This window comes from Cytobacillus sp. BC1816 (assembly GCF_051353635.1).
GTDB lineage: Bacteria > Bacillota > Bacilli > Bacillales > Cytobacillaceae > Cytobacillus > Cytobacillus oceanisediminis_C.
Genome location: NZ_CP195611.1, coordinates 5,325,242 through 5,343,034 on the forward strand (window position 1 = coordinate 5,325,242; position 17,793 = coordinate 5,343,034).

The 17,793-nt window shown below is 43.8% G+C and carries 20 protein-coding genes; 3 read left to right on the forward strand and 17 right to left on the reverse strand.

What is annotated here, in order from left to right; all coding sequences use genetic code 11:
- Positions 1–14 precede the first annotated feature (14 nt).
- From rpsF to ACR42H_RS26760, 5 genes are all read right to left on the reverse strand, one after another.
- Positions 15–302 (reverse strand): 30S ribosomal protein S6, encoded by a 288-nt coding sequence (rpsF, locus tag ACR42H_RS26740; RefSeq protein WP_113885488.1) that lies wholly within the window; start codon positions 300–302, stop codon positions 15–17.
- A gap of 378 nt (positions 303–680) precedes the next feature.
- Positions 681–1,781, reverse strand: coding sequence for a redox-regulated ATPase YchF (gene ychF / locus ACR42H_RS26745; protein ID WP_113885487.1), 1,101 nt, complete (start codon positions 1,779–1,781; stop codon positions 681–683).
- Between the two features lie 162 nt (positions 1,782–1,943).
- Positions 1,944–3,947, reverse strand: a complete 2,004-nt coding sequence (locus ACR42H_RS26750; RefSeq protein WP_436374343.1) for a molybdopterin-dependent oxidoreductase — start codon at positions 3,945–3,947, stop codon at positions 1,944–1,946.
- A 27-nt stretch (positions 3,948–3,974) separates the two neighbouring features.
- Positions 3,975–4,172, reverse strand: a complete 198-nt coding sequence (locus ACR42H_RS26755) for a DUF951 domain-containing protein (RefSeq protein WP_009332477.1) — start codon at positions 4,170–4,172, stop codon at positions 3,975–3,977.
- 2 nt (positions 4,173–4,174) lie between these two features.
- Positions 4,175–5,071: a mechanosensitive ion channel family protein gene (locus tag ACR42H_RS26760; protein WP_436374345.1), complete on the reverse strand. Its 897-nt coding sequence runs from the start codon at positions 5,069–5,071 to the stop codon at positions 4,175–4,177.
- 277 nt (positions 5,072–5,348) lie between these two features.
- Between ACR42H_RS26760 and yyaC the strand changes: the two genes are divergently transcribed.
- Positions 5,349–5,978, forward strand: coding sequence for a spore protease YyaC (yyaC, locus tag ACR42H_RS26765; protein ID WP_436374347.1), 630 nt, complete (start codon positions 5,349–5,351; stop codon positions 5,976–5,978).
- 128 nt (positions 5,979–6,106) lie between these two features.
- Here yyaC and ACR42H_RS26770 read toward each other — a convergent pair whose 3' ends face one another.
- The 7 genes from ACR42H_RS26770 to mnmG all read right to left on the reverse strand — a co-directional run bounded on the left by ACR42H_RS26770 (position 6,107) and on the right by mnmG (position 12,655).
- Positions 6,107–6,298, reverse strand: a complete 192-nt coding sequence (locus tag ACR42H_RS26770) for a hypothetical protein (protein ID WP_436374349.1) — start codon at positions 6,296–6,298, stop codon at positions 6,107–6,109.
- 38 nt (positions 6,299–6,336) lie between these two features.
- Positions 6,337–7,053 (reverse strand): DUF554 domain-containing protein, encoded by a 717-nt coding sequence (locus tag ACR42H_RS26775; RefSeq protein ID WP_436374351.1) that lies wholly within the window; start codon positions 7,051–7,053, stop codon positions 6,337–6,339.
- A gap of 120 nt (positions 7,054–7,173) precedes the next feature.
- Positions 7,174–8,019: a ParB/RepB/Spo0J family partition protein gene (locus tag ACR42H_RS26780; RefSeq protein WP_009332481.1), complete on the reverse strand. Its 846-nt coding sequence runs from the start codon at positions 8,017–8,019 to the stop codon at positions 7,174–7,176.
- Positions 8,012–8,773, reverse strand: coding sequence for a ParA family protein (locus tag ACR42H_RS26785; RefSeq protein ID WP_436374353.1), 762 nt, complete (start codon positions 8,771–8,773; stop codon positions 8,012–8,014). Before ACR42H_RS26785 ends, ACR42H_RS26780 begins: the two co-directional genes overlap by 8 nt.
- A 210-nt stretch (positions 8,774–8,983) precedes the next feature.
- The gene (gene noc / locus ACR42H_RS26790; RefSeq protein ID WP_009332483.1) at positions 8,984–9,865 is read right to left on the reverse strand and encodes a nucleoid occlusion protein; all 882 of its coding nucleotides are present in this window, start codon (positions 9,863–9,865) and stop codon (positions 8,984–8,986) included.
- A 140-nt stretch (positions 9,866–10,005) separates the two neighbouring features.
- A complete protein-coding gene (gene rsmG / locus ACR42H_RS26795; protein WP_113885479.1) occupies positions 10,006–10,722 on the reverse strand; it encodes a 16S rRNA (guanine(527)-N(7))-methyltransferase RsmG in 717 nt (238 codons plus the stop codon).
- Between the two features lie 43 nt (positions 10,723–10,765).
- Positions 10,766–12,655: a tRNA uridine-5-carboxymethylaminomethyl(34) synthesis enzyme MnmG gene (gene mnmG / locus ACR42H_RS26800; RefSeq protein WP_113885478.1), complete on the reverse strand. Its 1,890-nt coding sequence runs from the start codon at positions 12,653–12,655 to the stop codon at positions 10,766–10,768.
- On the opposite strand from mnmG, the gene ACR42H_RS26805 reads away from it, so the two are divergent.
- Complete coding sequence (locus ACR42H_RS26805) at positions 12,654–12,782, forward strand: hypothetical protein (RefSeq protein ID WP_436374356.1); 129 nt, start codon at positions 12,654–12,656, stop codon at positions 12,780–12,782. The two genes, mnmG and ACR42H_RS26805, sit on opposite strands and share 2 nt — an antisense overlap.
- Positions 12,783–12,787: 5 nt before the next feature.
- On the opposite strand, the gene mnmE is transcribed toward ACR42H_RS26805, so the two are convergent.
- The 5 genes from mnmE to rpmH all read right to left on the reverse strand — a co-directional run bounded on the left by mnmE (position 12,788) and on the right by rpmH (position 16,810).
- Entirely contained in the window at positions 12,788–14,173 is a 1,386-nt protein-coding gene (gene mnmE / locus ACR42H_RS26810; RefSeq protein ID WP_113885502.1) for a tRNA uridine-5-carboxymethylaminomethyl(34) synthesis GTPase MnmE, read from the reverse strand.
- Between the two features lie 505 nt (positions 14,174–14,678).
- Positions 14,679–15,305, reverse strand: a complete 627-nt coding sequence (jag, locus tag ACR42H_RS26815; protein WP_113885476.1) for an RNA-binding cell elongation regulator Jag/EloR — start codon at positions 15,303–15,305, stop codon at positions 14,679–14,681.
- On the reverse strand, positions 15,302–16,087 hold the full coding sequence (gene spoIIIJ, locus ACR42H_RS26820; protein ID WP_113885475.1) for a YidC family membrane integrase SpoIIIJ: 786 nt from the start codon (positions 16,085–16,087) through the stop codon (positions 15,302–15,304). The genes jag and spoIIIJ overlap by 4 nt, the downstream gene beginning before the upstream one ends.
- Positions 16,088–16,225: 138 nt before the next feature.
- A complete protein-coding gene (gene rnpA, locus ACR42H_RS26825) occupies positions 16,226–16,594 on the reverse strand; it encodes a ribonuclease P protein component (RefSeq protein WP_436374359.1) in 369 nt (122 codons plus the stop codon).
- A gap of 81 nt (positions 16,595–16,675) precedes the next feature.
- Positions 16,676–16,810 carry a 50S ribosomal protein L34 gene (gene rpmH / locus ACR42H_RS26830; protein WP_019382473.1) on the reverse strand — a complete coding sequence of 45 codons (135 nt, stop codon included), beginning with the start codon at positions 16,808–16,810 and terminating at the stop codon, positions 16,676–16,678.
- 427 nt (positions 16,811–17,237) lie between these two features.
- Between rpmH and ACR42H_RS26835 the strand changes: the two genes are divergently transcribed.
- Positions 17,238–17,534, forward strand: a complete 297-nt coding sequence (locus ACR42H_RS26835; RefSeq protein WP_436374361.1) for a hypothetical protein — start codon at positions 17,238–17,240, stop codon at positions 17,532–17,534.
- Positions 17,535–17,793 lie beyond the last annotated feature (259 nt).

The following is a 17,793-nucleotide window of genomic DNA, read 5'->3' on the forward strand; positions in this document are numbered from 1 at the left end:
AATGGCTTTATCTATTATTTTTCGTCTTTAACAACGATGTAACGGATGATGTCTTCGCTGATTTTAGCTAAACGAGTGAACTCGTCAACTGCTTTTGCTTCAGCACTAACGTTCATTAGCTGGTAGTAGCCATCGCGGAAATCATTGATTTCGTATGCAAGGCGACGCTTACCCCAATCCTTTGATTCAGAAACCTCCGCACCATTGTCAGTTAAGATTGTGTTGAAACGCTCAACTAGGGCTTTTTTAGCCTCATCTTCAATGTTTGGGCGGATGATGTACATAACTTCGTACTTTCTCATCACTTTCACCTCCTTTTGGTCTAACGGCCCTTCAAAAGGGCAAGGAGCAATATATTCATTACTCACAAGTTGAAATTATAGCACATTAATTATGCAAAAGCAATAACACTAGAGTTAATTGGCAGATAGAAGATTATTTTGTGTGAGTTCTGTATTTATGCTGGTCTGGAATGATGATGTTTTTCAGTTGCCTTCTATACCGGTCACTTTCATCAGCTTTTCGGTCAGATTTCATTTTTATCGGATACTTTGAAAATATATCGGTCAAACTCCCAGGCTTATCGGCCACTTATTTCATATATCAGTCACTCCGCCAGAAATCAGCTTCCTAACGCCTGCATACTAAAAAAGAACCCCTAAATAGAGGTTCTCAGTAAATTAAACGTTAAAACGGAAGTGCATGACATCTCCGTCTTTAACAATATATTCTTTTCCTTCGAGACGGACTTTTCCTGCTTCTTTGGCAGCTGTCATGTTGCCTGCAGCGACTAGGTCGTCATAGGAAACTGTTTCTGCACGGATAAAGCCTTTTTCAAAGTCTGAGTGGATAACTCCCGCACATTGAGGAGCCTTCATCCCTTTGCGGAATGTCCAGGCGCGGACTTCCTGTACGCCGGCAGTGAAGTAAGTTGCCAGTCCAAGAAGATTGTAGGCTGCTCTAATCAGCTGATCAAGACCGGATTCTTCGATGCCAAGCTCCTGAAGGAACATTTCTTTTTCTTCCCCATCAAGCTCCGCAATTTCAGATTCAATTTTTGCACAGATTACAATTACTTCCGCATTATCCTTTGCGGCAAATTCTTTAACCTGCTGCACATATTCGTTTGAAGAAGGATCAGCTACATCATCTTCGCTTACGTTCGCCACATAAAGCACAGGTTTAATTGTCAGCAGATGAAGACCTTTTACAAGCTTCATTTGTTCCTCTGTAAACTCAACTGTACGCGCCGGTTTATCTGCTTCAAACGCTTCTTTTAATTTTTCCAGGATCTCAAGTTCAAACACAGAATCTTTATCTTTCTGCTTTGCCAGCTTGCTCACGCGGCCGATTCGCTTTTCAACCGATTCAAGGTCAGCCAGAATCAATTCCAGGTTGATGACTTCAATATCGTCGATTGGATCAACTTTCCCTGCAACGTGTGTAATATTGTCATCCGCAAAACAGCGGACAACCTGGCAGATGGCATCTACTTCACGGATATGGGAAAGGAATTTATTACCAAGACCTTCCCCTTTGCTCGCACCTTTTACAATGCCGGCAATATCCGTAAATTCAAAAGCCGTTGGCACAGTCTTTTTCGGCTGAACCAATTCAGTTAATTTATTCAAACGTTGGTCAGGCACTTCAACAATTCCCACATTCGGATCAATTGTACAGAACGGATAGTTCGCAGATTCCGCTCCTGCCTGGGTAATTGCATTAAACAACGTAGACTTTCCGACGTTCGGCAAACCTACAATACCAGCTGTTAAAGCCATCCAAGTCACTCCTCAATCTAATTTCATCTATAAAAAAATACGATTGTTTCACATTTAAACAAGCCTCTAACAATTATAGATAGTTGCCGGAGAAATGTAAAGAAAAGGTGACAGTCCCCTATACCACTTTGCTGAACTGGCATAGGAGCCTGTCACCCAACTTTATATTTTCTCAATATTAACAAGGCAGTCGTACAAAGTGCTTCCAAGGCCATTGTCCGATTCGCGGCTGGAAGTAAGATTATTGACGGGACCGCCGAATTTTGCCCAAATGCCTTCATCAATATTGATAGTATCCGGATGGGCTTTTTTCATTATATGGACAAAGCCCTTCATTTCCCCCCGCTCATTCCACACTTTGACATAATCGTTCTCCTGCAGGCCAAGCTTCTCAGCAATATTGCCGGCAATTTCCACCTTTGCCTTTGGCTCGGGCTTTAAAAGGTGATAATGCTGCGAGTGATTAGATCGAAGCGGATGAATCGTCAGCAATGTATAAGGAAACTGATTGGCACGCTCCTGGTCCGTCCACTTGGATTCCCGAGGAAGAGCGAGTGTCAGCCTGCTTTCGGAACCCTTTCGGAACGCAGCAGCAGAGGTGAATTCATACTTGCCGCTTGGCGTTTTGAACTGACGGTCTGCCCAGGGCACCATATCAATCGGGAGCTCCTTATGATGGGAAACTCTTATGCTATCCAATGTGATGCCATACTCTTTAAGCGAACCGAGGCCCATGCTGATAAACTCTTCTCTTGTAAAATCGAAATCGGCTTCGAATCCAAGACGCTTGGCAAGCTCAGTCCATACCCATAAGTCAGGCTTTGCTTCTCCTGGCGGTTCAACCAGCTTTGGACCATGATTGACATAGTGATGGTACATGGAAGAGTAATAAACATCTTCCTGTTCAAAGACTGTGGCAACCGGAAGCACATAATCAGCCATTTTGGCCGTATCTGTCATAAATTGCTCCATCACGACAACAGTCTCAACAGAGGCAAAAGCCTCGCGGACCCGTGATGAGTCAGGAACCTGTGTTAAAGGATTTCCGCACGTGACAAAGATCATGTTTATCTCAGGATCTTTTGCTGTTAAAATCCCCTCTGCCTGCCGCATCATCGTAAATTGCCTGAAAGCCATTTTCCGTTCAGGGAGGGTGAGGGCATCCCCATCAAAGCTTTGCCCAACCTGCCTGTTGGCATAGTTTGCGCCTCCGCCCGGAATGCCGATATTTCCACTCACGGCAATTAAAGCATCCATCAGCCGGATCGTGTTCCCGCCGTTTTCATAGCGCTGCATGCCAAGTCCGAAGAAAGTGGAAACAGGACGGTCCCCATACACTATCGCAAGCTCGGTCATCACCTCTGCAGGCACTTCCGTTTTCTCTGCCACTTCCTCAAGTGTCACACTGCTCAGCAGTTCATTCAGATCTTCAAAACCAATAGAATACTTATCTATGAAACTTCTATCTTCTAAATCCAGACGGATCATTTCCTTTATGATGCCGGCCGCAAGCCAGCCATCCATCCCCGGCTTGATGGAAAAATAGCGGTCCGCCATTTTAGCGGTCGCATTAAAAATTGGATCAATCACATACAGTTTGGCACCTTGTTTCTTTGCTTCCTGCAGCTTTTGATACAGGTGCATATTGGTGCGCGCGACATTTCTCCCCCAGACAACCATATGTTTGCTGTTTAAAATATCTTCAGGACCGTGGCTATACGCATCTCCGAAATCCCAGCTCTGAGCCTCGATTCCGGCTCCCCAGCAGATGGATCCCGTCAGCTCAGTCACTCCGCCATAACAGTTAAAAAAGCGCTGACCCAAGTTCGTCAGCAAGCCTCCATTGGCATAATCATGGCTGTGCAGGACCGAAGTGGTGCCAGCCGTTTCTTTTAGCTCTTTCATTTTCAGGGAAATATCGTGCAAAGCCTGTTCCCATGAAATCCGCACAAATTCTCCATCCACCTTCTTCAGCGGATGAAGCAGGCGCTCCGGAGAATTGGTCCTGCTTTCAAGCATTCTGCCGCGGCCGCAAATCTTCCCCTTTGTTATAGGATGGTCGTGATCGCCATCTACCTTTGTCACCTTACCGTCTTCAACTGTTACATGAAAGCCGCAGCTGTCCCAGCAGTTAAGGGGACAGGCTGACTTGAATGCATCCGCCAAAACCCTCATCTCCCCGTATTTATCTTTTTATCCCTCATGCTTAACAAGAATTTTCTTCATTTTGCGGGCGAATTCCCTTCTTGGAATCATCACGCTGTGGCCGCAGCCTTCGCACTTAATGCGGATATCTGCTCCCATTCGGATGATTTTCCATTTGTTGACCCCGCATGGATGAGGCTTTTTCATTTCCACCACATCGTGTAAATCAAATTCCTTTTGCTCCATGTTTATCCCTCCGCATTCAGTTTAGGATTTTCCTGTGCCTGATCATTCCGCGTATACATAACAAGACGCGGGAACGGAATTTCAATGCCATGCTCATCTAAACAAAGCTTAATTTCTTTCCTCAGCTGCCGTGCAATATAAAAGTGCCTCATTGGCAGTGTCTCTGAAACCACACGCAGCACCACATCAGAAGCAGCCAGATTTTGGATGCCGAGAATCTCCGGCGGCTTGACCATATCCTCATATTTTTCCGGCATCTTTTCGAATAATTCCTGAAGAACTCTTTCAGCATTCACAATATCGCCTTCATAAGCAATGCTGACATCCACAAAGGCAACGCTATTATTTATGGAAAAATTAGTGACCTGCATAATGCTTCCGTTCGGAAGGATATGAACTTCACCTGTCCAGTTTTTAATCTTTGTCGTCCTCAATCCGATTTCTTCTACCGTTCCTTCAAATTGATCAATCCGGATATAATCCCCCACCGAGAACTGATCTTCAAAAATGATGAAAAACCCGGTGATGATGTCCTTTACAAGACTTTGTGCCCCAAACCCAACAGCCAGCCCGACGATTCCAGCACCGGCCAAAAGGGCTTTTACATCAATCGTCAGCACCGATAATATCATGATTGCTGCAACGAAAAATACCACATACGTAAGCATATTCTCAAGCAGCTTCAGGAGGGTAGCTTCCCTGCGCTCTGAAATTCGGAGCCTTGACGGCGTCCTCACTTTAAATATATTGCGGATAGCCAGCTTGCCAATCCTGATCAGGATGCTCGTAACGATCAGAATCGCAATAATTTTAAAGATGCCTTCCCCGATGGTTACCCATGTTTCTTCATTAGAAATCTTATCTATCATACTGTGAATCAATTTTTCAATAGGACTCATGGTTTCACCTGCTTTACTTTAGTGAAAATAAGAAATACAGCACCATCTTCTTTGGCTTGTATGAAATTATACTGCATCTTGCCTCTCAGTGCGAATCCCTCTGTAAAACAAAATAATTTTATCAATTTTTCTCATGATTTTACAGTTTAAAACCCGATTGTTTAACGATTAAATAATACAGGTATGTATAGATTACACAAAATTTCCGTATACTGTTAAAAACGTATAAATACTTGTATTTCGGGCATGGCAAGGAATAAAGAGGGAGTGGACCTATATGAACTTCAAACCAAACTTGTTTGACAAAAAAGGCGGGGCTTCTGCCAGAATCTCGCATGAAGAAACAAACTCTGCTGAAAAATTGGCTGCTGAACTGAAGAATATTCTGCCTGCAGGCATCAGCTGCCGTCCCATCGTTTTTGTCTGCATTGGCACAGACCGCTCTACAGGCGATTCATTAGGTCCGCTGGTCGGCACACTCCTCGAGGAAAAATCCATTTCATCATTCCATGTATACGGAACACTGGAGGACCCGATACATGCCGTAAACCTGGAAGAAAAACTGAACGAAATCAAAAAAAAGCATTTTAATCCCTTTATCATCGGGATCGACGCCTGCCTGGGCCGCTTAAAAAGCGTCGGAGTCATCCAAATCGGAGACGGGCCCGTCAAGCCTGGCGCCGGAGTCAATAAAGACCTGCCGGAAGTAGGGGACATGCACATAACCGGCATCGTCAACGTCAGCGGATTTATGGAATTCTTTGTCCTCCAGAACACAAGACTCAACCTCGTCCTCAAAATGGCCAAAACCATCGCGGGCGGCATCTATGAAGCAAGCCTGACCCACCAGACAGCGCCAGCATGGCCTGCATTCAAATGGGAACTGAATCGTGAACAAACACCTTAATGAATAGGAAATCCGCAGGGGAATTGGGCCTGCGGATTTTTTGGTTAGCTGGGGGATGGGAGGAGGATTGCGCTGCTGGCATATTTTTTTGCGCTTTTCTGAAAGGGTTCCGCTCTAATTCGATAAGTTTATGCGCTGTATGAAGATGCTTTTGCGCTCTTATCAGGGATATGTGCGGTAAACATGTCTTTTTGCACTGTTATTCCTATTTTATGCGCTGCTGCAGCCGGCTTTCGCGTCAATTTCATTAGTTTATGCGCTGCACCCAAATTGTTTAGAAAATTCACAGGCCCCGCAAGCACAATAATTCCTGTGGACATGCTTCACACCACCGCACCAGCAACGAAAACCCCACCACCTAAAAATAAATCCCATAAAAATAAACAACCGACACAATAATCCCCGTAACCACAATTCCAGGAAGCAGGTTCGCAACCCTGATCTTTGTAATTCCTGTCAGATTCAGACCAATCGCAAAGATCATGATTCCGCCTGTTGCGGTCATTTCCTTGATAAAGCTGTCCATAAGAAGCTGGGGGACAAACCGGTCGATTTGTGTGGCAAAAAGGGCAATGAGTCCTTCATAAAGCATGACCGGAAAAGCTGAAAAGAGCACACCAATCCCTAATGTTGTCGTTAAAATAAGGGAGGTGAAGCCGTCAATAATCGATTTGGTATAAAGAACCGAGTGGTCGCCACGGATGCCGCTGTCGAGTGCGCCTATAATGGCCATAGCTCCAATGACAAAGATAAGCGTAGCTGTTACGAATCCCTGCGAAATGCTGCCTTGGCCTTTTTTTGAACCGATTTTTCTTTCGAGCCAATCGCCAAGTTTGTTCAGCTTATCTTCGAGAGCAAAGTATTCCCCGATAACTGCTCCGAACACAAGACTTAAAATCACAACCAGGAAGTTCTCGCTCTTAAGACCCATTTGCAGGCCAAGCACCATGACAGCAAGGCCGATCGTATGCATCACCGTGCCCTTCATACTCTCAGGAATCCGATGAAGCAATTTTCCCAGCAGTGTTCCTATAATAATCAATAATCCATTCACAAGCGTACCTAGCAAAAACATATTCTTCACCTTATTATTTCGCAATGCGAATTATTTTCTATTAAAATTACCACTAAAGGTACTGACCTACAATCTTTTTTTATAGAGTACTGTAAAAAAATAAACCATCATTAAGATGGCTTACGAATTGGTTTCTAAAAGCTCCATAATGCGTTCCAAATCTTCTTTTGAGAAAAATTCAATTTCTATTTTCCCTTTGTTTTTGGACTGTTTAATATGGACCGTGGTTCCGAATCTTTCTCGGAGGGAGGATTCGCGTTCCTTAATAAAAATATCTTTTGGGGCATTTGGCTTTTTCGTTTCACGTGAAACATCATTCAGCTGCTGAATCAGCTGTTCAAGCTGACGGACATTTAAGCCGTCTTTAACTGTTTTTTCAACGAGCGCCTGCAGTTTCTCCTTTTTACGCAGACCCAATAGTGCTCTGCCATGACCCATGGAGATTTTCCCGTCAGAAATCAAACCCTGAATTTTAGGAGGAAGGGAAAGCAGGCGAATATGGTTGGCAATATGCGGCCTGCTTTTTCCCAGGCGCTTGGCCAGCTCCTCTTGTGTCACCTTGAGCTTCTCCATTAACAGCTGGTATGCAGCCGCTTCTTCAATCGGAGTTAAGTCTTCACGCTGCAGATTCTCAAGAACAGCAAGCTCCATCATCTGCTGTTCATTCAATTCCCGTATGACAACAGGAACTCTTTCAAGATTTGCTTCTTTTGCTGCCCGGTAGCGGCGTTCCCCAACTACAATTTCATAGCCTTTTATGCTTTTGCGGACAATGATAGGCTGCAGAATTCCGTGTTCAAGTATGGACTGCTTCAATTCCTCGATGGCTTCCTTTTCAAACACTTTGCGCGGCTGATAAGGGTTTGGACGGATGTCCTTTATTTTGACTTCCTGCACGGTTTCTTCTTTTTCGGTTTCAATATTATTGAAAAAAGCATTCAGACCTTTTCCTAAACCTTTAGCCATTTGAAACCACTTCCTTTGCCAGTTCTAAATATACTTCAGCTCCGCGTGACTTCGGATCATAAGTAATGATAGGTTCTCCATGGCTTGGAGCCTCTCCCAGCCGCACATTGCGGGGAATGATTGTTTTATATACTTTATCCTGAAAATACTTTTTCACTTCTTCAATGACCTGAATGCCAAGATTTGTACGGGCATCAAGCATCGTCAGCAGTACGCCTTCGATTTTCAAATCATGATTCAGATGCTTCTGCACAAGGCGGACCGTATTCAGAAGCTGACTCAGACCCTCAAGCGCATAGTATTCACATTGCACTGGTATGATGACGGCATCCGAAGCGGTCAGCGAGTTAATTGTCAGTAATCCTAGAGAAGGGGGACAGTCGATAATAACATAGTCAAAGTTTGCCTTTACTTCTTCAAGAGCCCTCTTTAATCTTACTTCCCGCGAGATGGTCGGCACCAGTTCAATTTCTGCACCTGCCAGCTGAATGGTTGCCGGGATTGCGTATAAATTCTCTACCGAAGTTGATTTTATAACCTCTGATGCTTCCACATCATCAACGAGAACGTCATAGATGCAATGATCGACATCAGCTTTTTCAATGCCAATTCCGCTTGTGGCGTTCCCCTGCGGATCAATGTCGACCAGCAGCACTTTCTTGCCTATGTATGCCAGGCATGCGCCAAGATTGACGGAAGTGGTCGTTTTGCCGACTCCGCCTTTCTGGTTCGCAACGGCTATAATCTTGCCCACGGTTACACCTGCTTTCATCTATCAGTAATACGATCTATCTATCTTCGAATTTATTAGTATGGTTAAATCACGTAGTCTATTTTATCACGAAAAACAGGACAGAATAATTTTTTTGTAAAAAATAAGAAGATTCTAATAGTCTTTTTATCGTCCTAAAAAAAACGCGAAAAACAAAACAGGGAGTCCCCGCTTTATCTCTCGCGTTAAAAATTATTTCTTTTTAGGAATCTTAATCGTAATTTGATAAAATTCATCAAATTCTTCTTCTTCCGAATCAAGATTAATGCCGCTGTCAGAAACCATGGATAATGATTGGCGGATCGTATTGACCGCAATTCTCATATCCTTGCTGAACGCCTTTCGCTTCGGCTTCGGCTTTGGATTTTTCTGTTCGAGAATCTTGACAACCCTGTCTTCTGTCTGCTTCACATTCAGATTCTTCTCCACTATCTCCTGAAGCAGGGCGACCTGCTTCTCCGGGTCCTTCAGCGGGATGAGCGAACGGGCATGCCGCTCTGTGATTGATTTGTTTAATAACGCATCCTGGACAGGCTGAGGCAATTTCAGCAGCCGAAGCTTGTTTGCAACGGTTGACTGTCCTTTTCCAAGGCGCTGTGCCAATGCTTCCTGTGTCAGATTATGCAGTTCTAAAAGCTTTCCGTAGGCAACAGCTTCTTCAATCGGAGACAGTTCTTCCCTTTGAAGGTTTTCAATTAAAGCCACTGAAGCCGTTTCTGTATCACTTAGATTTTTTACGATAGCCGGAGCTTCTTCCCAGCCCAGTTTTTTCATGGCCCGGTATCTGCGTTCACCTGCTATGATTTCAAACTGGCCATCCTCAAATTCCCGTACGACAATCGGCTGGATGATACCATGTGTATGGATGGTCCGAGAAAGCTCTTCTATCTTCTCATCATCAAACACCGTTCTTGGCTGAAAACGGTTGGGGACGATTTGATCAATAGGTATCTTCTTAACTTCTTCTCTGTCGCTTAAGTCTTCAATATCCAATTGTTCTTCTGCTGGTTTTTCCGCTGTAACTTGTTCTCCCTTTTCGCCTAGGCCAAAAAAGCGTGAGAAAGAATGCTTCATCACCCTGCACCACCTTTACGAAACTCCCTATTACATATTCTCTATCATCATGACAAATCCTGCCGGACAGGAGCAATATAAATATCTGGAAAAATCGATTAGTTTACACCATTATGTCATACAATGGCAAATTGCGCACCCTATTCAATTGGTGTTTTATTGGGTGTCCCCGGCTTTCGCGGGTACTTTTTAGGAGTGCTCTTTTCTTTTTTAATGATTAAAATATTGCGCTCACTCTCTTCTTCAGGCAAGGTGAACGTGTGGGAATCAACGAGTTTTCCGCCAAGAACCGAGATGGCCTTTTTGCCGGCATCCAGTTCTTCTTTTGCACTTGCACCCTTCATGGCCACAAATGTGCCGCCTGTTTTTGCCAGAGGCAGACACAGCTCGCTTAAAACGGACAATCTGGCAACAGCCCGTGCTGTCACAACATCAAAAGACTCACGGTATTCTTTGTTCTGGCCAAAGGTTTCCGCACGGTCATGGATAAAGCGGACATTATCAAGCTCCAGCTTCTTTGCCAAATGTTCCAGAAATCCAATGCGCTTATTAAGAGAGTCAACAATCGTAATATGTAAACCCGGAAAAGCAATTTTAATCGGTATGCTTGGAAAACCGGCCCCAGCACCGACATCACAAACCTTTAACGGCTGGTTGAAATCAAAGTAAAAAGCAGCGCTTATCGAGTCATAAAAATGCTTGAGATAAACATCTTCCTTTTCCGTGATGGCTGTTAAATTCATTTTTTTATTCCATTCTACCAGTGTGGAATAGTAGGTGTCATATTGCTGCAATTGCTGTGGCGAAAGGGCAATCCCCTTCGCCGCCAGCATTTCTGTAAATTGTTCGGTATTCATTTATAAATCCTTTCGGTTCTCAGACATGATCGGATTTTCCCTTTTACTCCGCTGAAACTCGTGCAATTCTGCCCTGTTCTAAATAAACAAGCAAAATAGAGATATCGGCAGGGTTTACACCGGAAATCCGTGAAGCCTGCGCGAGAGATAGCGGCCTTACTTCCTTCAGCTTTTGTCTTGCTTCGGAAGCCAGTCCGTTAATATCATCATAATCGATGTTTTCAGGGATCTTTTTGTTTTCCATCTTCTTCAGGCGCTCTACCTGCTGAAGTGACTTTTCAATATAGCCTTCATACTTGATCTGGATTTCTACCTGTTCGGTTACATCCTCATCAAGCGTGCTCTCAGCTGGAACTACCTGCTGAATATGCTCATACGTCATTTCCGGACGCTTCAGCAAATCTGATGCTCGGATGCCATCTTTCAGCTCGCTTCCGCCCTGGCTTTTGATCATCTCCTGCACGTCAGAAGACGGCTTAATGATGATGCCCTGCAGACGTGCCTTCTCTTCTTCAATTGCCTGCTTTTTCAGCAGGAATTTTTCATAGCGTTCTTCACTGATCAGTCCTACTTTGCGGCCAAGCTCTGTTAGGCGCAGGTCGGCATTATCATGGCGAAGCAGCAGGCGATATTCCGCTCTTGAAGTCAATAGACGGTAAGGCTCGTTCGTGCCTTTGGTCACAAGGTCATCAATCAGGACGCCAATATAAGCATCTGAACGGCTTAATATGACTTCTTCTTTATCCAGCGATTTTAATCCGGCATTCATGCCTGCCATTAGCCCCTGGCCGGCAGCTTCTTCATAGCCGGATGTTCCGTTTATCTGGCCGGCAGTATAAAGATTTTTCACCTTCTTGGTTTCAAGTGTCGGCCATAATTGCGTTGGTACGATGGAATCATATTCAATCGCATAGCCGGCACGCATCATCTGTACATTTTCAAGTCCAGGAATGGTTCTGAGAATCTTCTGCTGCACATCCTCAGGCAAGCTTGTTGAAAGCCCCTGCACATACACTTCCTGTGTATTGCGGCCTTCAGGCTCGAGGAAGATCTGATGGCGCGGCTTATCATTAAAACGGACAACTTTATCCTCAATCGACGGGCAATAGCGCGGTCCTGTCCCTTTGATCATACCGGAATACATTGGCGAGCGATGAAGATTATTGTCGATTAAAGTATGCGTTTCTTCATTGGTATACGTAAGCCAGCAAGGAAGCTGATCTGTAATATACTTTGTGGTTTCATAGGAAAAAGCTCTTGGCACATCATCGCCAGGCTGGATTTCCGTTTTGCTGTAATCAATGGAGTGGCTATTGACGCGCGGCGGTGTTCCTGTTTTAAAACGGACCAGATCAAAGCCAAGCTCCTGCAAATGCTCTGAAAGCTTAATGGATGGCTGCTGGTTATTAGGACCGCTTGAGTACTTCAGCTCACCGAGGATGATTTCCCCTCTTAAGAAGGTTCCTGTTGTAATAACTACCGCTTTTGAATGATAAACGGCACCTGTCTGGGTGACGACGCCCCTGCATTCTCCATCTTCAACAATCAGCCGTTCAACCATTCCCTGAATTAACGTCAGATTTGGTTCATTTTCCAGCGTTTTTTTCATTTCATGCTGATACGTGAACTTATCGGCCTGAGCTCTTAAAGCACGTACTGCAGGGCCTTTTCCTGTATTGAGCATGCGCATCTGAATATGGGTTTTATCAATGTTCTTGCCCATTTCTCCGCCAAGTGCGTCGATTTCCCTTACCACAATCCCTTTTGCAGGGCCTCCTACTGAGGGGTTGCAGGGCATAAAGGCTACCATATCCAGGTTGATTGTAATCATTAATGTCTTTGCGCCGAGACGGGCCGAAGCAAGGCCTGCTTCCACACCCGCGTGTCCGGCACCGACTACTATGACATCATAACTTCCAGCTTCATATGTCATGATGCGGCCTCCTTTGCTGCAATCAGGCAAGCACAGGCACAAGCTTTTGAAAAACCAGGGGCTGAGCCGGCCGATTGCAAAAGTTAAAAATCCATTTCAGCTGCGTCAGCTGACACAGCCTGCTTAAATCATCTATTTCCCTAAACAGAACTGCGAGAATAACTGGTCGATCAAACTTTCATGGACGCTGTCGCCAATAATTTCACCAAGCAGCTCCCATGTTCTTGTCAAATCAATTTGCACAATGTCAATCGGGGTTCCCATCTCAACACCCTGCATCGCTTCGTCAATGGCATTTTGCGCCTGGTTCAATAGGGCAATATGGCGGGTATTGGATACATATGTCATATCCCCGGCTTCGATGGAGCCTGCAAAGAATAGAGAAGCAATAGCCTCCTCAAGATCGTCGACTCCCTGATCCTCCAATAAAGAGGTCGTAACCAGTTTATGATGTTTGGAAAGCTCACGGACGCGACTCATGTCGATTTTTTGGTCAAGATCGGTTTTATTGACAATCACAATAACATCCATGCCTTCAACCGCTTTAAAAATATTTTCATCCTCAGACGTCAATTCATCCGAGTAATTGAGCACAAGCAAAATCAAATCTGCTTCCTTTAATACCTGCCTTGATTTTTCAACACCGATCCGTTCTACTATATCTTCCGTTTCGCGAATGCCGGCTGTATCAACCAGGCGGAGAGGCACTCCTCTTACATTCACGTATTCTTCGATGACATCACGGGTGGTGCCCGGAATATCTGTCACAATCGCCTTATTCTCATGGACAAGGCTATTCAATAAGGAAGATTTTCCAACGTTTGGACGCCCGACGATGACCGTTGAAAGTCCTTCACGCAGTATTTTCCCCTGCTGTGAGGTCTGAAGAAGCTTTTCGATTTCCTTCTTTACATAAGAAGCCTTCTCCATCAGCATATGATGGGTCATTTCCTCGACATCATCGTATTCCGGATAGTCAATATTGACTTCTACATGGGCAAGAATCTCCAGAATTTCCTGCCGAAGCTTCTGAATAAGCTTTGACAGCCTTCCTTCCATCTGGCCAAGTGCCATGTTCATAGCCCGGTCTGTCTTGGCACGGATTAAATCCATAACTGCTTCTGCCTGGGATAAATCAATTCGCCCGTTCAAGAAGGCGCGCTTTGTAAATTCCCCCGGCTCTGCCAGGCGTGCACCATTATTCAGCAAAAGCTGCAGCACGCGGTTTACGGAAACCAGTCCCCCATGGCAGTTGATTTCAATGACATCTTCTTTAGTAAAAGTCTTCGGTCCCTTCATGGCCGAAACCATTACTTCCTCAGCAATCTGTCCGGTTTTGGGGTCCATAATATGCCCATAATGAATGGTATGGGAAGCAACATCCTTTAGACGCTTGCCTCCCACTCCTCTGAACAGCCGGTCTGCAATTTCAAAAGCCTGGTCACCGCTCAGGCGGACAATGGCAATGGCTCCTTCTCCCATCGGAGTAGATATCGCGGCTATTGTATCAAATTCCAATTCATTCACCTCTCTTTTTCCTGTTATATCGATCTATATAAAGAAAAGCGGAAGGCGCCCGCTTGTCGGCGACAAGCATAAGACAAGCTGAAAGGCTGTTCTTTAACCTTTTAGACGGATTGGCTTATACCCGAGAGCCGATGGCGCCTGGAGCTGACAGTAATCCAAGTTTAAGGAATGTTTTACTATCTTTAGAAATAATAATATCGATTCCCCAAATTAATAGAATATCACATGGCTTTTTTTTAGAAAAGCATATCAGCCCGCAGTTCCGGCTTGTCCATCAGTCAGCATGAACCGTCAGCATGAACTTATCAACAGCCCGCTTAAATACAGCCAGTAAAAAAATATCCACACGTCTCATAATTAATATGCTCTATTCTAACTTATCCACATGTGAATAACAATAAAACCATTTGAGATTTAATAATTTGCGGAGGGATAACAAAATGCGACAAAAAAATCCCAATCCGTAAATGGACTGGGATTTTTTATAATCTTCCTGCTATCTTGTTCTGGCTGGTGCAATGACGATATGACGATGAGGGTCATTGCCATCAGAATACGTCTTGATTCGCTTATTATTTACGAGGGCGGTATGGATCACTTTGCGTTCATATGAAGGCATAGGTTCCAGCGCAATTTCTTTTCCCGTCTTCAAAGCTTTTTGAGCAAGCCTATCAGCCAGTTGAATCAGGGTATCCTGGCGTCTTTTCCGGTAATCCTCTGCATCGAGCACCACATTTAAGTACTGCTCGGCATATCGGTTAATAACCAGCTGTGTCAAATACTGGAGGGAATTGAGCGTTTGTCCTCTTTTTCCGATTAAAAGAGCAATCTTTTCACCGGATAGGATAAATTGAACATTTTTTCCGTCCCTTAATGTTTCAATTTCAATGGTCACGCCCATTTTCCCGCTGACGTCTTTGAGGAATTTTTCGGCTTCCTCAATCGGATCAGGCTTTTTCACAGCTTTTACCACTGCCGGACGGGATCCGAAAATCCCGAAAACGCCTTTTTTACCTTCATCAACAATAGTAATCTCTATGCGGTCTTCTGTTGTGTTTAATTGAGCTAAAGCTGACTCTACTGCTTCCTTGACGGTCTGTCCTGTAGCAGTTACTTGTTTCACTTTTTGGCTCCTCCTGCATTTCCGGCCGCTGCAGCTTTCAGGTCCGGACCTTTAATGAAATACGTTTGAACGATCATGAAGATATTACCCACTACCCAGTATAAAGAAAGAGCTGCCGGGAAGTTAATGGCAAAAATAACGATCATAATCGGCATCAGATAAAGCATCATTTTCATTTGTGCAGCCATTTGCCCCGTTTGCTGAGTGCCGGCCATCATCATTTTCTGCTGAATGAACGTTGTCACACCTGCAATTAAAGGCAATAAGTAAATTGGATCTGGAGAACCAAGGTCAAACCAAAGGAAATTATGGTTTGCAATTTCGCGGGTACGTGTAATCGCATGGTAGAAACCGATCAGGATTGGCATTTGAATCACTAACGGGAAACATCCGGCAAGCGGATTAACACCGTGTTTTTGGAATAAAGCCATTGTTTCCTGCTGCAGCTTCTGCTGGGTTTTCTGGTCTTTAGAGCTGTATTTTTCACGAAGCTTCTGCATTTCTGGCTGAATCGCCTGCATCGCTTTTGAACTTCTCGTTTGTTTAATCATTAATGGCAGGATGACCAGACGGATAATGAGTGTCACAATAATGATCGATAGCCCATAGCTGCCGCCTGCAAATTCTGCTACCTTAATAATAAACAGTGAAAGCGGGTAGACAATATACTCGTTCCAAAAGCCTTCGCTTTCAGACGTAATCGGCTGGTTGATTTCTGTACAGCCCGATAAAAGGGACATCACAAACACTAAACCGATTAATAGGAATATTCGTTTCTTCAACCGTTTTTTCCTCCTTAATTGCTCCTGATAATAGTATGGATTTAATTTGCTTGTCCCCAGTCACAGGGCACACGCTCATATGTATCTTATTTTAACATCTTTTAAAATGGAGTGCTTCAAAATAAAGATAGATAAAGATTATTGATTTTTAGTATTTCCAAGTCTCGGTTTATTCAAAACCCGCGAAACCTTCAATACATGGATCAGACTCTTTTTCACTTCATGGAAATCCATTTCTGCCACCGGTTTCCTTGCAATGACAATCAGATCAAATTGCGGCTTTATTTCCTCCTCCAGTTCTATGAATGCCTGGCGGATATACCTTTTGATCTGGTTCCTCATAACGGCATTGCCGATTTTTTTACTGACAGAAAGGCCAATGCGGAAATGATTCTGCTCCTCTTTTCTCAAGATGTAAACGACAAATTGACGGTTGGCGAATGACTTTCCCTTTTTAAAGGCCTCTTGAAATTCTTTATTTTTTTTTACACGGAACTCTTTTTTCATGTCATCACCTTTTCAAAAAGCGCAGAGCGCCTTGAACATTTATCTTTACATGGAAAAAAAGACCACTGACGTTTCAGTGGCCTAAGCAGATAATACTTTTCTTCCTTTGCGGCGGCGGCGAGCTAGAACGTTACGTCCGTTCGGTGAGCTCATGCGGCTGCGGAAACCATGAACCTTGCTTCTTTTACGCTTGTTTGGTTGATAAGTTCTTTTCATATATGACACCTCCCTGAGGAATTGCTGTTAAAGACAGTCTTTCTAATTATATAGATGTAACTAGAAAATTGTCAACTATGCATATAAGTCAATCTGCCTTCAATGGCAAAAAACTAGTTTCGGCTCTTTCTTTCGCAATTTGTTTTTTCTTATAAAGTTAGCTCGTTGTTTTCAGCACGGGGCACTTGCTTTCCGCTCCAATCAACTCAGCATTAAAATTTATTATGAATAAACAACTCACGAAATAACATTTTAAAAACGCTTAGCTGCTCTTTCTCTTTTTGCATACCTGAAAGAACCCACTCAGAAAGTTTACCTTCTTTTCGCATGAATGTCATCCTAAAATTTCATTTTTCCACGTTTTTCTCATTAGTTCATAGTAAAAGTTACTATTTGAGACTGCAAGTTACTCCGGTAGCCAGACGATATGGCCACGAAAAAATGGCATCTCTCCATCAGATATTCCGAAGACCATATGAATTCGATCTTCTCTAAAAACAGGTCTGTGGATAAAATTTCGACAGCATTTTCATTATCCACATCACATATTGACAAGTTTTTCACACAACCAGAGGCTGTGGACAATTTTTATGAACAGGGATGGCATGTTGTGGATAAAGCTTTAAAAAGCATTGCAGACAAAAGCATTATCTGTTATCATAATTGTGTTTTAACACTTAATAAATCATTGTGCATATCTTCATTATCCACAGATTGTGGATAACATGTGGACAGGTTATCCAAGGGGTTTGTAAAAGTTTGTCCACAGACAGTGGATACTGTCGAAATTCCACTTTACTTCCTTATTATATATTTTTCCACATAAACAGTTTCGTATATTTATAAACTTCAGGGTTATACAGCGTGTATAACCTATCGTTTTTGTGGCTCGAAACAAAGAAAAGCAAGGGGGGCCTTCGAAAGGCACCGGAGCTGGACAGTAATCTAAATTCCCAAATATAGATGGAAAAGGAGGGATATCA

Bases quoted from the DNA above. Each gene is read 5' to 3' on its own strand.
- ACR42H_RS26760 (WP_436374345.1), bottom strand. From the start codon at position 5,071: ATGAGTCCTATTGAAAAATTGATTCACAGTATGATAGATAAGATTTCT.
- rpmH (WP_019382473.1), bottom strand. From the start codon at position 16,810: ATGAAAAGAACTTATCAACCAAACAAGCGTAAAAGAAGCAAGGTTCAT.
- yyaC (WP_436374347.1), top strand. From the start codon at position 5,349: ATGAACTTCAAACCAAACTTGTTTGACAAAAAAGGCGGGGCTTCTGCC.
- mnmG (WP_113885478.1), bottom strand. From the start codon at position 12,655: ATGACATATGAAGCTGGAAGTTATGATGTCATAGTAGTCGGTGCCGGA.
- ACR42H_RS26775 (WP_436374351.1), bottom strand. From the start codon at position 7,053: ATGTTTTTGCTAGGTACGCTTGTGAATGGATTATTGATTATTATAGGA.
- ACR42H_RS26770 (WP_436374349.1), bottom strand. From the start codon at position 6,298: ATGTCCACAGGAATTATTGTGCTTGCGGGGCCTGTGAATTTTCTAAAC.
- rpsF (WP_113885488.1), bottom strand. From the start codon at position 302: ATGAGAAAGTACGAAGTTATGTACATCATCCGCCCAAACATTGAAGAT.
- rnpA (WP_436374359.1), bottom strand. From the start codon at position 16,594: ATGAAAAAAGAGTTCCGTGTAAAAAAAAATAAAGAATTTCAAGAGGCC.
- ACR42H_RS26755 (WP_009332477.1), bottom strand. From the start codon at position 4,172: ATGGAGCAAAAGGAATTTGATTTACACGATGTGGTGGAAATGAAAAAG.
- ACR42H_RS26780 (WP_009332481.1), bottom strand. From the start codon at position 8,019: ATGGCTAAAGGTTTAGGAAAAGGTCTGAATGCTTTTTTCAATAATATT.
- rsmG (WP_113885479.1), bottom strand. From the start codon at position 10,722: ATGAATACCGAACAATTTACAGAAATGCTGGCGGCGAAGGGGATTGCC.
- ychF (WP_113885487.1), bottom strand. From the start codon at position 1,781: ATGGCTTTAACAGCTGGTATTGTAGGTTTGCCGAACGTCGGAAAGTCT.
- ACR42H_RS26805 (WP_436374356.1), top strand. From the start codon at position 12,654: ATGATGCGGCCTCCTTTGCTGCAATCAGGCAAGCACAGGCACAAGCTT.
- noc (WP_009332483.1), bottom strand. From the start codon at position 9,865: ATGAAGCATTCTTTCTCACGCTTTTTTGGCCTAGGCGAAAAGGGAGAA.
- ACR42H_RS26835 (WP_436374361.1), top strand. From the start codon at position 17,238: ATGGCCACGAAAAAATGGCATCTCTCCATCAGATATTCCGAAGACCAT.